This window comes from Pseudoalteromonas sp. RW-H-Ap-1 (assembly GCF_048318575.1).
In the GTDB taxonomy this organism is placed as follows: Bacteria; Pseudomonadota; Gammaproteobacteria; order Enterobacterales; family Alteromonadaceae; genus Pseudoalteromonas.
The window spans coordinates 2,541,551-2,554,498 of sequence record NZ_CP166996.1 but is presented as its reverse complement, the minus strand read 5'-3'; the positions used below and the strand labels follow the sequence as shown (position 1 = coordinate 2,554,498).

General features: G+C 38.6%; 18 protein-coding genes. 12 read left to right on the top strand and 6 right to left on the bottom strand.

From position 1 onward, the window contains the following. Positions 1–251 precede the first annotated feature (251 nt). The 10 genes from AB8618_RS12280 (at position 252) to AB8618_RS12235 (ending at position 7,647) form a co-directional block, all read left to right on the top strand. The gene (locus tag AB8618_RS12280) at positions 252–1,442 is read left to right on the top strand and encodes a hypothetical protein (RefSeq protein WP_409423753.1); all 1,191 of its coding nucleotides are present in this window, start codon (positions 252–254) and stop codon (positions 1,440–1,442) included. Next, positions 1,439–2,245 carry a hypothetical protein gene (locus AB8618_RS12275; protein WP_409423752.1) on the top strand — a complete coding sequence of 269 codons (807 nt, stop codon included), beginning with the start codon at positions 1,439–1,441 and terminating at the stop codon, positions 2,243–2,245. The genes AB8618_RS12280 and AB8618_RS12275 overlap by 4 nt, the downstream gene beginning before the upstream one ends. After that, positions 2,238–3,044, top strand: coding sequence for a hypothetical protein (locus AB8618_RS12270; protein WP_409423751.1), 807 nt, complete (start codon positions 2,238–2,240; stop codon positions 3,042–3,044). Before AB8618_RS12275 ends, AB8618_RS12270 begins: the two co-directional genes overlap by 8 nt. Positions 3,045–3,362: 318 nt before the next feature. Beyond that, the gene (locus AB8618_RS12265) at positions 3,363–3,677 is read left to right on the top strand and encodes a pyrimidine/purine nucleoside phosphorylase (RefSeq protein ID WP_024602085.1); all 315 of its coding nucleotides are present in this window, start codon (positions 3,363–3,365) and stop codon (positions 3,675–3,677) included. A gap of 189 nt (positions 3,678–3,866) precedes the next feature. After that, entirely contained in the window at positions 3,867–4,223 is a 357-nt protein-coding gene (gene hpf / locus AB8618_RS12260; RefSeq protein WP_013465684.1) for a ribosome hibernation-promoting factor, HPF/YfiA family, read from the top strand. A 141-nt stretch (positions 4,224–4,364) separates the two neighbouring features. Further along, the gene (locus AB8618_RS12255) at positions 4,365–5,597 is read left to right on the top strand and encodes an NRAMP family divalent metal transporter (RefSeq protein ID WP_413400682.1); all 1,233 of its coding nucleotides are present in this window, start codon (positions 4,365–4,367) and stop codon (positions 5,595–5,597) included. 144 nt (positions 5,598–5,741) lie between these two features. Beyond that, a complete protein-coding gene (locus tag AB8618_RS12250; protein ID WP_409423748.1) occupies positions 5,742–6,185 on the top strand; it encodes a hypothetical protein in 444 nt (147 codons plus the stop codon). Positions 6,186–6,478: 293 nt separating this feature from the next. Further along, positions 6,479–6,934: a GNAT family N-acetyltransferase gene (locus tag AB8618_RS12245; protein ID WP_413400680.1), complete on the top strand. Its 456-nt coding sequence runs from the start codon at positions 6,479–6,481 to the stop codon at positions 6,932–6,934. Positions 6,935–7,013: 79 nt separating this feature from the next. Beyond that, positions 7,014–7,346, top strand: a complete 333-nt coding sequence (locus AB8618_RS12240; protein WP_413400679.1) for a type II toxin-antitoxin system RelE/ParE family toxin — start codon at positions 7,014–7,016, stop codon at positions 7,344–7,346. Next, complete coding sequence (locus tag AB8618_RS12235; RefSeq protein ID WP_413400677.1) at positions 7,333–7,647, top strand: helix-turn-helix domain-containing protein; 315 nt, start codon at positions 7,333–7,335, stop codon at positions 7,645–7,647. Before AB8618_RS12240 ends, AB8618_RS12235 begins: the two co-directional genes overlap by 14 nt. An 82-nt stretch (positions 7,648–7,729) precedes the next feature. Here AB8618_RS12235 and AB8618_RS12230 read toward each other — a convergent pair whose 3' ends face one another. From AB8618_RS12230 to AB8618_RS12205, 6 genes are all read right to left on the bottom strand, one after another. After that, the gene (locus tag AB8618_RS12230) at positions 7,730–8,278 is read right to left on the bottom strand and encodes a hypothetical protein (RefSeq protein ID WP_409423746.1); all 549 of its coding nucleotides are present in this window, start codon (positions 8,276–8,278) and stop codon (positions 7,730–7,732) included. 67 nt (positions 8,279–8,345) lie between these two features. Then, the gene (locus tag AB8618_RS12225; protein WP_409423745.1) at positions 8,346–8,867 is read right to left on the bottom strand and encodes a hypothetical protein; all 522 of its coding nucleotides are present in this window, start codon (positions 8,865–8,867) and stop codon (positions 8,346–8,348) included. Beyond that, positions 8,864–9,016 (bottom strand): hypothetical protein, encoded by a 153-nt coding sequence (locus tag AB8618_RS12220; RefSeq protein ID WP_409423744.1) that lies wholly within the window; start codon positions 9,014–9,016, stop codon positions 8,864–8,866. Before AB8618_RS12220 ends, AB8618_RS12225 begins: the two co-directional genes overlap by 4 nt. Positions 9,017–9,116: 100 nt before the next feature. After that, positions 9,117–10,304 (bottom strand): vWA domain-containing protein, encoded by a 1,188-nt coding sequence (locus AB8618_RS12215; protein ID WP_413400675.1) that lies wholly within the window; start codon positions 10,302–10,304, stop codon positions 9,117–9,119. A gap of 266 nt (positions 10,305–10,570) precedes the next feature. After that, entirely contained in the window at positions 10,571–11,419 is an 849-nt protein-coding gene (locus AB8618_RS12210; RefSeq protein ID WP_413400674.1) for an AAA family ATPase, read from the bottom strand. A gap of 54 nt (positions 11,420–11,473) precedes the next feature. Further along, positions 11,474–11,698 (bottom strand): DUF1653 domain-containing protein, encoded by a 225-nt coding sequence (locus AB8618_RS12205; RefSeq protein ID WP_008110327.1) that lies wholly within the window; start codon positions 11,696–11,698, stop codon positions 11,474–11,476. 61 nt (positions 11,699–11,759) lie between these two features. Between AB8618_RS12205 and AB8618_RS12200 the strand changes: the two genes are divergently transcribed. Further along, positions 11,760–12,239: a DUF2947 domain-containing protein gene (locus tag AB8618_RS12200; protein ID WP_178956473.1), complete on the top strand. Its 480-nt coding sequence runs from the start codon at positions 11,760–11,762 to the stop codon at positions 12,237–12,239. 75 nt (positions 12,240–12,314) lie between these two features. After that, the gene (locus tag AB8618_RS12195; protein ID WP_178956472.1) at positions 12,315–12,947 is read left to right on the top strand and encodes a hypothetical protein; all 633 of its coding nucleotides are present in this window, start codon (positions 12,315–12,317) and stop codon (positions 12,945–12,947) included. The last annotated feature ends 1 nt before the right edge of the window (position 12,948 follow it).

Sequence of the window (12,948 nt, the reverse complement as noted above, 5' to 3'; positions counted from 1 at the left end):
AATGGGAGGGAGGTCAGCACTAATTTTTTATAAAAGTTGAAGGTTTGAAACTTTGTGCCGCAACCTGCAGTTTAAGTCCTACTTAAGGAGAACGTTAAAACAATTAAGTTGTCACTATAAATAGCCACTTTAAATATTTACTAGGACCGATAAGCGTCCGAATGAAGGTAAGTACAGCATAAAATTATTTTTGCTCTAAAAATTAGTTTGCAGTATCATTTCGGGCACAGACTCATTTACAAGGAAGAAATATGTCTTGGTCAAAACTCAATAAAACTATCAATGCCCATTCTGTAATCCCTCTTGACGCGCTAAGTTGTCGTGATTTTGGTGTTAATCTCCCCGTTAATTTTCCATTTAATAAAGTTAAATTTACTTGCCAAGCTCTCGCTATGCTATCGCAGCTCAATGATTATGATTTAAAAATGGTCAGTGCCGATATCATTCAAATATGCGCGAACCCTAATGCCACAAACTCAATTAAGCATAGCCGTAACCCGCTGCGCCGTTTATGGCGAACAAAATATCCATTTCGTAATTATCATTTTTTAATACGTTATACATTAGAAACAAATAATATATCTATAACCGATATATTATTTGATAAGCAATTAGAGGGAGCCAAAAATAATTTTTCTGCAGAGCGTACTATGCTTTATGAAGTGAAAAGGAGAGGCAGTCATACATACGACAAAGCAATGAATGATGATGAAATAAAGAAAGTACAGGGAGCTTGGGAACGAATACCAACTCCAACCACACATATAAAAACGCAGCATGCGGCGGTTAATGGTATGCAAAATGAGCTTAACAAAGCCACATGGTTAATGGGCACCCACCTTGATAGAGCTTATGAGGGCGATGGTATAAAAGCCTATACTTTGTTTCATAACCCCACCGATTATACAAAACTTGACTTAATTGAGTGCGCGTTTGATAAGCGTTCAGGGACTAAATCCCACAATGCTCAGCATTTAGCAGCTGTGCTGGCACAAAATAATCAGCAAGGTAAACAAGTAAAATGGCTAGCTCACAGCCAAGGGGCAATCATTTTTTGTGCGGCACTGGAGCATTATCGTATTCACTATGGTAAGTCACTTACAGGTCAGCAACTCGCCGTGCACGGCTCAGGCTCAAATGTCGAACGTTTAAAACGCATTGCACATAGCGTAGGTGTAAAAGTTGTCTCAGTTCGTAATAACCCTTATGATTTAGTGCCTAATTTAGCTGATCGCAGTAAAATATCATCCAGTAGTTTAGTACGTTCGCTGAAATTTAAAGGCCTGGTTACAGATGGCTCTGTTGGCGAAAGCCCACACACTTTACCGTTTTTAGGCTTAGTCACCTATGCAGCTCAGCTAGAAATGCTAGGTAATAATGAAAAGGCCGATATAGTAAGAAAGTTTATTAAAACTTTACCGCCTACGGATGCGCGATTATGATCAAATTAGCCAAGGCTTTTTACCGTGGTTTTATTGGCGGGCCCATTTTTGAAAATTGCATCCACTATCGCTTTATTCTAGAAGATAGTCTGTTAACACTTGATATGCCTAGCAGTAATGTTGCTGCTGTACCGTCTACCATTGACGTGTCGTTTCCCTATAATTCGAAAACTTGGTTTAATCAGCACAAAGAAGATTATTTCCATCACGTATATGTACATATGCTTACTAAAAACTGGATGTACTTGCCACCAGTAAGCTATTTACCAAGTAGTGAGTATGGTATGCTTAGTTGCCAACTAAGGATTAAACAATCTAATGAAATCAATGTACTGGATATTGTGCAATTAAAGCGTTTTGTGATTGAATCATACGATAACTTCCATTGGGGACCTGATGGCAGAAATACAGAAGTTAAAAATGACACTACGTTAGAATCAAGTAAAATGGCCGTCCCTTTTGAGCCTGATGAGTTAGAGGAAGAAATTTTAGGACGTATTGAGACTCGAGGATATCCACCACTACCAGCGGCCAAAGAAGTTATACTTAATAATCGCCAGTGGGTGTTTTACCAGGTAAAAAGAAATAACAGTCTCTCTCGCCAAGATTTTTATTGTTTACCATTAAGTGAGCATGCATTTTTAGAGGTTGAATTTAATCATCGTGTTGACCGCTCTGATAAGCATAAAAAATGGGCTAAGCATGCACTTGAATCACAGCAGCGAATTATGGAATCAATTAAACTCAGTGATTTACCCCCCGATCACGATAATTTAATTACAGATAATTTTAAGAATGATTAATTTAGCTAAGGCGTTTTATCGTGGTTTTGTAGGAGGCCCTAGTTTCGACAACTGTATTCATCATCGCCTCATTTTAGAAGAGAAGCTATTAACACTCGATGTGCCGGATAGCAATGTCGCAGCTGTACCATCTACCATTGATGTCTCGTTTCCTTATAATTCAACAAGCTGGTTTAACCAACACAAAGAAACGTTCCTTTACCATGAGTATGTTCATATACTCACTGAAAATTGGATGTATTTGCCTCCAGTAAGTTATTTACTAAGCAGTGAGTATGGCATGTTTAGTTGCCAACTAAGAATTAAGCAAACTAATAAAATCAATGTTCTTGATACTATGCAATTAAGACGCTTTGTAATTGATGAGTATGATAATTATCATTGGGGGTCAGATGGTTATAACACTAAGCTTCAAAATGATACTAAGCTAGAGTCGAATAAAAGAGCAAACCCATGGGAAGGCGAAGCACTGAAAAAGGAAATTTTAGGGCGCGTTGAATCTTATGGTTATCCGCCACTGCCGGCAGCTAAAGGAGTAATTATTAATGATCGCCAATGGGTGTTTTATCAAATAAAGAAAAGTAATAAGCGTTCTCGTCAAGACTTTTATTGTTTACCATTAAGTGAGCATGCATTTTTAGAGGTTGAATTTAATCATCGTGTTGATCGCTCTGATAAGCATAAAAAATGGGCTAAGCATGCACTTGAATCACAACAGCGAATTATGGAATCAATTAAACTCAGTGATTTACCACCCGATCACGATAATTTAATTACTGATAATTCTAAGAATGCTTAACGTAATCGAAGCGTTTTTATGGCTTTTAAAAGTTTAAAAGCCTGTCCTGTGTAAAACAGGGCGGGCTCTTTTATAAGTTGTACTTTTTTCATCACTTCTCTAAAGCGTAGCGTCTCATCGCCCTCTTTATGCATAAATTACTAAAAGATCTGTTCGAAACTCGCATCCCGTTGCTCGAAGCAAATTCCCCTATAAAGTCGTTCTTTTTTAACCTTTTGGATTTTAGATGAGTAATTTTCACAGCACTTAACTTGCAAGGTTTTTGTGTATCAGGCACTGTGGGGGCAACAAAATTATAAATTAACAACAGGAGTTAACATGCCAAAGTTCGATAACGTTAGTGTGGTTAAAAAAGCCAATGTGTACTTCGATGGCAAAGTGTCAAGCCGTACTGTGCTTTTAGGTAATGGTGAGGCTAAAACCTTGGGTTTTATGCAACCCGGTGAATTTGAGTTTAATACTAACCAAAAAGAGTGCATGGAGTTGTTAGCAGGGCAGTGGGATGTATTACTACCTGGTGAAACACAGTGGAAAACATTTAATGCGGGTGAGTCATTTAACGTTGATGCTAATGTGAGCTTTCATGTAAAAGTAAGTGATTTTGCAGATTATTGTTGTTCATACACCGATTAATTTGTTGATTGATTAAATTATCAACACCTCTAAAGGCCGCTTCAAAGCGGCTTTTTGCATACTTAATGCTAAATGAATGATCTAAATCAGGTGGGGTAATAAATAATTGCGTAATTTTCATTTTTTCTCTTGTGTTAATTCGTTTAGCCCCCAATACTAACTATGAGGTAACAAATAAAAGGATACCCTATGAAAATTAATCTTTCTGGTCACCATGTTGACGTTACTGATTCTATTAAAGAACACATTAACGAAAAGTTCTCAAAAGTCGCGAGCCATTTTCCATCATTGATATCTCTAGATATTATTCTTTCAAAAGAGCATCATAAGTTCCAAGCAGAAATTAGCACAAATTATGAAGGTGCGCGTATATCGGTAAAAGGGGAAAACGAAGTTATGTATCCTGCTATTTCCAGCGCAGCTAAAAAACTCGATGCCGCACTAAAGCATCGTAAAGGGCAAATAAAAGCGAACTTACATGAAAAGCCTGTAAGTACCACACCAGAAATAGCACATGAAATCATCCAAGAGATGGATTTAAATTAATAACTAACAGCGTGTTATTTTAAAAAGAGCCTAAGGGCTCTTTTTTATTGCCTGTAAATTAGGTAAGTTATGCATTCACACAGTTTATTAATGATAAAAATTAATAATAAAAGCACATAACACACCAAATTTGAGAAGTTAATGCAGTACACACAAAACACATGGAAGTCTCGGTTAGGGGCGCTCGGCCCAGGTATTTTAATGGCAACCGCTGCCATTGGTGGCTCACACTTGGTGGCCTCTACTCAAGCAGGCGCATTATTTGGCTGGCAGCTATTTTGGCTTATTGTGGTGGTTAACGTTTTAAAGTACCCGTTTTTTCGCTTTGGTATGGAATACACACTCGCCACCAAAAACAGTTTAGTAGAAGGGTATAAAAACCAAGGCCCTGGCTATTTTTACAGCTTTATTGCCCTCAATATTATTGCCGCTGTGGTAAATACCGCAGGTGTATTGTTGCTTACGGCGAGCTTATTACACTACGCATTACCTATTAGCATTCCTGTTACCTTATTGTGTTGGGTAATATTGGCCGTGTGTTTAATTATATTATTACTGGGGCATTTTAAAGCACTCGATAATGTTGCAAAAGCTATTATGGGGCTACTTACTATAGCAACCATAACAGCATTAATTATTGCTATAAATAACGGCCCTGTAGCGCCTGTAAACTATGTTGGTCCCTCACCGTATGAACTTGCCATGTTAGGCTTTATGGTTGCCTTAATGGGCTGGATGCCAGCGCCTATTGAAATATCGGCACTGAGCTCGTTGTGGCTTAAAGAAAAACAAGCTCAGCAAAGTGTGACTAAAAACCAAGGCTTATTCGATTTTAATCTAGGTTATTGGTTAACCGCCGGGCTTGCGCTGGTATTTTTTAGTTTAGGTGCGTTAGTGCAATATGGGCAAAACAGTAATATAGAGCTCGGTGGTGTAGCGTTTGCTAAACAGCTGATTGATATGTACGCATCAACAATAGGCGAGTGGGCAAGGCCTTTGGTATCAGCCATCGCGTTTTTGTGTATGTTTGGCACCACACTCACCGTACTTGACGGTTACGCCCGCACACTTAACGAATCACACAAATTACTTGGTTTTAAGCAATCTAAACACAGCTTAAATACGTGGCTTATACTGCAAGCATTGGCCGGTATGGCGGTTATTTTATTTTTTAAATCAGCCCTTGGCCCTATGCTTACCTTTGCAATGACACTTGCTTTTGTAACCACACCGGTTTTTGCATGGCTTAACTTCAGCCTAGTGCGCTCAGAGCCCGCGATTAAACACAGTCTACTTTTGCGTAGCTTAACGTGGTTAGGTTTAGTGTACTTGGTTGGCTTTGCTGTGGCGTTTGTGGTTTGGAAGATGGTGTGATTTTATATTCAAGGTTCAAGGTTCAAGGTTCGAGGTGAAAGATACAAATCAAACAACCTCTGCATAAATGTCGACTAGTGTGGGCCACGATAGCCTGCGGTGGGCGAGAATTAGCCTGTCAAAAGTAATAGCTAGGTGAAAAAGATGATCATACTTGAAAGCCAAGTATTTAAGACAATCCCTAAGTCTCCAGAACAGAGCTGTATCTTTTTAAATAATACGCAAACAGATAAAGTTGTTGATGGTACTTATTTGGAACTTTGTATTAAAGCAGGTTGTAAATACCTTGTCTTTATAACGGATGACACTCCTTACGAGGATCTGCTTCATATTCACCTTTTAAATAAACACCTTGATGTTGTTGATTCAGCTACTATTGGAAGCATGTATTCAACGGGATCTTTTAGAAATTATAATATTCAAAACTCGAACACGTTAAATTTTAATTTTATTGGCGATGCTAAATGGAAAATAGAAATACTAGATAGCAAGGAATTCTTATTTCCTCTTGTTTCTTCACTTAAAGGAGTTTCGAGAAAGAATATTTTTTATCAATATTTTAAAATTTATAGCACCCCTTCGTTATAAACCTTGTAACTTTAAATTGTCCTAGGGGAACATTATTTTATGTTTAATCTATAAGGTGGAAACTATGATATTCAATATGCTCATTACAAACAACTTCGCATCATTTTATGATGAGGATAAAGAAGTACATATTTTTATTGATAGCTTTGATAATCAAAGGTTTGAAATGCGAATAGGGGACTTAGAACACTCGAAACCACTCGGTAGTGTTATCGCTTTTACTGATGATGAGTTAAATATAAAGTTATTAGCGCTTTATATTAAATATTAATACACAAAAAAATGAGCTGTAAATGGAAATAAGAACAGGCGAGCTTTCAAACCCACACGTTATAAAACTATTACAAACGCATCATAACGATATGCTAAATCACTCACCTGTTGAGAGCGTACATGCACTTGATGTGAGTAAACTCACTCAGCCCGAGATAACCTTTTATAGCTTATGGATTGATTGTAATTTAGCTGGTGTTGGTGCATTAAAAGCGCTCAATACAACTCATGGCGAAATTAAATCAATGCGTACATCAAGTAACTATTTACGCCAAGGCATAGCGGCTAAGCTACTTACGCATATTATTGAGCAGGCAACACTGCGAGGTTACAAAAAGCTAAGTTTAGAAACTGGAACAGCAGAGGCATTTTTGTCTGCACAAAAGCTCTACGCCCAATTTGGTTTTAAAGAGTGTGAACCGTTTGGAAATTATGAGCTAGATCCGTACAGCTTGTTTATGAGTAAAGCGCTTTAGCTAAAGCAAGAGATACCTGCCGCCACTCGTTTAAAATATTTAATTGGAATTTATACGCTATCTGCGTATACTTTGGCGTATGAAAAGCCTATTTGTTGAATCAAGCATATTCGAAAAGTACCGAGAGCTGTACTTGAGTGATGACGAGTATCGTTTATTTCAAGCAGATCTCATGGTTAACCCAAAACAGGGCGATGTGATTCAAGGAACAGGCGGCTTACGTAAAGTACGAGTTGCGAGTAAAGGAAAAGGTAAGCGTGGCGGTTCAAGAGTTATATATTATTACTTGGACGAAAAAAGACGTTTTTATCTACTCACTATTTACAGTAAAAACGAAGTAACCGATTTAACAGCAGATCAGAAAAAGCAATTAAAAGAATTCTTAGAGGTATGGCGTAATGAGCAAACGTGATTTATTTTCAGAATTAACTACAGCACTTGATGATGCCAAAGCGCATTCACAAGAAAAGCTTACGTTACGTACTCATACGGTAAATGATATTAACGATCTTGCTATCTCACCCGATGAAATAGTAAATATTCGAAAAACATTTAATATGTCGCGTGGTGTGTTTGCTAACATCCTACATACATCAGCAAGAACGCTTGAAAACTGGGAACAAGGGCGCAGCGCACCCAATGGTCAAGCTGTTACATTATTAAAGCTAGTGCAGCGTCACCCTGAAACTTTAAATCGTATAGCTGAGTTGTAGAGATTTAATAATTAATATGTATGTGTTACTTGTTTTTTATTGAATCACAACAAGAAGAGTAAGGGATTATTTAAACTTAGTTTCAGGGAGTGAGTGAAAAAACCTTATCTTGAACATCATCTTGAATTGATGAAAAGTTAACATGAAGTTCAATTGTACCAAGGTATTTTATTACTTCCGTGAAACTAGCTTCATTGTTCATCTTCATAGTGATTATATTTAATGATGAATTAGGCGAAATACCTAATTCCGCTCCTATTTCCAGCTCCATATCTCCAAATAAGAGTAGTTTCTGTTGGAGATCTTTATGAGATAATTCACCGGCATCTGATAGTATCTTATATTTCAGATTTATAGCTGATCCTGTACCGTAGTTCTTTAGTTGGAAGTTATAAACATACTTTTCATTGTCTACGCTAATAAACCTTTCAATTACAGGTTTTATAGCGTTTTGATATATCCTCTTATTGTGCTGTAATCCTTGAAAAGCATAATAAAATGTGATGATTGCAACTAAGGTTGCAATTAAGTCACTGAGTTTTATTTCAAAAGAAAAGGTTTGCCCTACAATTATACCTGCAATAAATACTAAGCTAATCCCTAATAGAATCGCTTTATCAGATTTGCACATTTCTATCCTTTATTATTCGTTAATAGCATCAAGTGGCAATGTAAAATGAAGGACGAATACGGAAAAGTTAGTCGTCACCATCAATGTCACTAAATGTATTTTTTCCTTCGTATTTTATAAAAAGTTTCGATTCCTCTAGTTTAGGTAAGTCCAAAATACCTTCATCATTTTCAGCTGCTCTTTTTGATAAAAGCTTATACTTTGGTGAAATAGTTTCGTAAAACGCTACGGTATTTTCCTCTATGCTTTTTATAAGCTCTACAGCTTCGTTGCCCCAGTTAACTAAAGATGAGCGAACTAATGCTGTATTTTTGTATTTTACTTGCTCTTTTTCTAAGTTTTCATACAGGCGACGTGCTTCTAAATAATCATGATACTTCGTTTTGCTTAATGACTTTATTTTCAAAAGTTCTTGCTGCAAAGACTCATCAGATAAGCCTTTTTCATAGGCGATTCTGTGAGCCTCATCAGCATCATTTTCTGAGTATCTCAGATCTTCATATAGTTCGAAAATTCGAACTTGAGATTTTCTAAGCTCGAAAGAGATACAATAAAAGGATGATATGTCTTTTAATAAACCAACACTCAAGTTGTATTTTTTTCTTCAATCCAAGAATTTCTTACTTTCCAAGCTATACAGGCTAAAGCGATAGTGCCTAACATTATTGCAAAGGTACTGATAGAGGTTATCCAGTTAGCTAGGCTATCCTGTTTAAGTTTGCTCAGTAGTATATCCATAATTGAATTCGTTGAAATACCTGCGATGAATCCAATAAGTATGAGAAGAGTAGAAGCAACCCATTCATTTAAGTAAATATTCCTTTTCATTTTATCCCTTTTAACTCAACTCTTTTATCGCGCTACTTATTCCATCTAAACTCAGCGGGAACATGCGGTTGTTCATTAGCTGCTTTATAAAATCAATTGATTGATAATACGGCCAATGCTCAACCGGTTGTGGATTGAGCCACGCGACTTTATCAAAGTGATTAGTGATTCGTGCCAACCAAGCGCTGCCGGGTTCTTCATTCCAATGCTCTACTGAGCCGCCAGGATAGGCAATTTCATACGGGCCCATAGTGGCATCACCAACAAATATAACTTTGTAGTCACTGGTGAACTTGTTGATCAGCGTCATGGTGTCAATAACGTTTGAGTGGCGGCGTTGGTTATCTTGCCAAACATGTTCGTATAAACAGTTATGAAAGTAGTAAAACTCTAAATGTTTAAACTCACTGTGGGCGGCGCTAAATAACTCTTCACAGGTATGAATGTAGTCATCCATTGAACCGCCAATATCAAACAACATCAATACTTTTACCGCGTTGTGGCGCTCGGGGGCCATTTTTACATCGAGCATGCCGCCTTGCTTGGCGGTCGCGCGAATAGTCTCGTTTAAATCAAGGGTGTCGCTTGCGCCAGTACGAGCAAATTTGCGTAGTTTTTTAAGTGCCAGCTTTATGGTACGAGAGCCTATTTCACGGTCAGAATCTAGGTTACGGTATTCGCGCTTATCCCACACTTTTACTGCTTGGCGATTACGGTTGCCGTCTTGACCAATACGCACACCCTCAGGGTTATAGCCGTATGCACCAAAAGGCGAGGTGCCGCCTGTACCTACCCACTTATTGCCGCCAGCATGGCGTTTTTGCTGTTCTTCTAAACGCTCTTTTAGGGTTTTCATTAGCTCGTCGAGCCCGCCCATGGCTTTTAGTTGGGCTTTTTCTTCATCGCTTAGGTGCTTTTCAAACTCTTTACGCAACCAATCTTCAGGTAAGTTGTGTTGCTGTTTTAAGCTCTCGAGTAGGTCTAAGTCGGCAATACCGCTAAAGTAATCGCTAAAGGCTTTATCGAACCGGTCAAAATGGGTTTCGTCTTTTACCATAATAGTGCGCGCTAAATGATAAAACGCGTCTACATCAGCAAATATAACGCCTTGTTTTAAAGCGTTAATTAAATCGAGTAGTTCGCGCAGGCTCACAGGCAAGCGGTATTTGCGTAATTTGAAGAAAAACTGTACTAACATATAAGGGCCTGTTTATCTTTCGAGGTTAAATTTGCAGCAGTGTGTTTGGTATTTAGGTAAGGCAGAGCCTATGTAGTGTGGTTATTCCCCATAAATAGGCGATAACACAGCATAAATACCAAACACGCGCTGCCTGAAGGTTCGTTCTAGGGACGATTAACTCTTTGTTGCTCGGCTTTTACTTAGCCCACTAGGTTACAAACCTCGCGCCACGATTAAATCGCCCCTAGTTAGAACAAATTTTAATCCTGAAAGGTCAACAGGCCCTAGCGACGGCTCATAAACGCAAGTTTTTCGATTAGGCTTATGTCTTGCTCGTTTTTAAGCAGCGCGCCAAACATCGGCATTAAACCGCCTTTTTGCGTTTTGTCGTGCAGCGTTTTTGCGTCTATATCTTCAGCCATTAATAGTTTTAACCAATCCAGTAACTCGCTGGTGGATGGCTTCTTTTTAAGTCCGTTGGCTTCGCGTAAGTTAAAAAATACTTCTAGCGCTTGGCGAACTAAATCTTGTTTAACATGCGGGTAGTGCACATCAATAATTTGCTGCATTTCGTCGCTATTTGGAAAATCAATATAATGGAAAAAACAGCGACGTAAAAACGCATCAGGCAGCTCTTTTTCATTGTTTGATGTGATGATCACAATAGGGCGCTCTTTAGCCACAATGCGCTCACCGGTTTCGTATACATGAAATTCCATTTTATCGAGTTCGAGTAGTAAATCGTTTGGAAACTCAATATCGGCTTTGTCTATTTCGTCAATAAGCAGTACTGGGCGTTTGCCGTTTAGTTCAGCGTACATGAAGGCTTGCCACAGTTTACCTTTAACTATGTAGTTACTAATATTGTGAACGCGCTCATCACCTAGCTGGCTGTCGCGCAAACGCGATACCGCATCGTACTCGTACAAACCTTGCTGCGCTTTAGTGGTTGATTTTATATGCCACTGAATAAGCTCAGTATCTAAACTTTTCGCTAACTCTTCGGCCAGCATGGTTTTACCTGTGCCAGGCTCGCCTTTAATTAAAAGCGGTTTTTGCAGCATAATAGCGGCGTTTACGGCCTGTTTTAATGCTGAGCTTGCGATGTAATTATCAGTAGAATTAAATTGCACGGGTTATCCTTTATCTGGTCTGAGCAGTAATTATTATGCGTTATAATGCCATAGTTAATCGGCTTCACCAAGGTAGGCAAAACGGGCGATAGTTTTACCGTCTTTTTCTACGGTTTCAGTAAACATACTTAGTGGGCGTGCCCATATGCCGTATTCACCGTATAAGGCTTGGTAAATAACCAACTGCTCGTTGGTTTCGCTGTGGGTCGCCACATGCATAACTTTATATTGTGGGCCTTTGTAGTGTTGATATAAACCCAGTTTTAGTGCTGTAGTCATAGTCTGTTATCTTGTATAATTTGCCTTCGCTTTTTATTATGCCAAAGAATACAGCAATACTATGAATTATATTTCTCTTGATGATTACAAAAAAGCCTGGGTATTTCGCCACAAAGATATTCCGGTTTCAGATATTGATGCAGCCAATATTAAACCAATGACCAGCGAGCGTGCCGCCGTACTGTGGACAACCATGGTGAGTCGTGAACATGATCATCCAGACTTTTTTGATAAAACCGATTGGTGCGCGCAAGAGCAAAACTTTAGCCAAGAAATTAATTGGGAAGATGCGTGGGAAAGCGAAGAACCCCAATTTCCAGAAGCTATTTTGAACCACTTAGATTGGCAGGCTAATACCACAGTGTATTTTTGCATGGCACGCGACAATATTATCGAAACGACATTTGATGTGTTTAAACGTAACTGGCAAAACTTTATGTTTTTATCTGATGGCAGCTTATTAATAGGTAAAAAGCGCAGTACTATGGTGCAATTTTTAGAATCAGGTATTGCAAAATTAGGTGAAAAGCCAAGCGCTTAAATTACTACAAGTGCTTAAAAACTGTGCATTACTGTGTTATAAAACAGTATTAAAATGTTTTTTTGAGTACAGCGATTGGTTGCTAAAAATAAGCAGTTTAACACAAGCCAGCAAGTTGAAATGTGGCAAACTGATGCAGAAAAAGTGCTTTACGCACAATTATGCAATGCTTTTTATCAGCGTGAAGTTCAGCGCTTAGTGGCTGAACCTAATGGTGACCGTTTACGCAGGCAATTAAAAAGTCTGCCTTATTATATTGAACGTGCCGCAACACGTGTAGCTAATGCACCATTGCCTTTTACGCTTGATGCGCAAAATGGAGGCTGGCTTGAAAAGCAAAAACCAACACCGCCAGAGGCTAATCCTTCAGCGAATGAACTTTTTTATCAAGCGCATGCCAAAGTAGGGCTAATAATTCCGGTATTATTACAAAGTCACGGTCAAATTCGGGTTAGAATAGACAGCATTGATCAAGTAGCTGATACGCAACTGCATTGTAATGAACTTGGCTGGTTTGATTTTTTAGGCCAAGGACTTGAGCAGCAAAGTGCGCAACTGCTTAAACCTAGTAAAACGAGCCTTGCAGCGGCGTGTTGTGGCCACCAGTGGCAGTTTTCAAAGCGTAGCACGCCACGGGTTTTGTCACTACGGGAAATGTTACTAGCTGCCAATATTAATTGGCGCAATGTTAAGCGGCCGCTAGCATAAG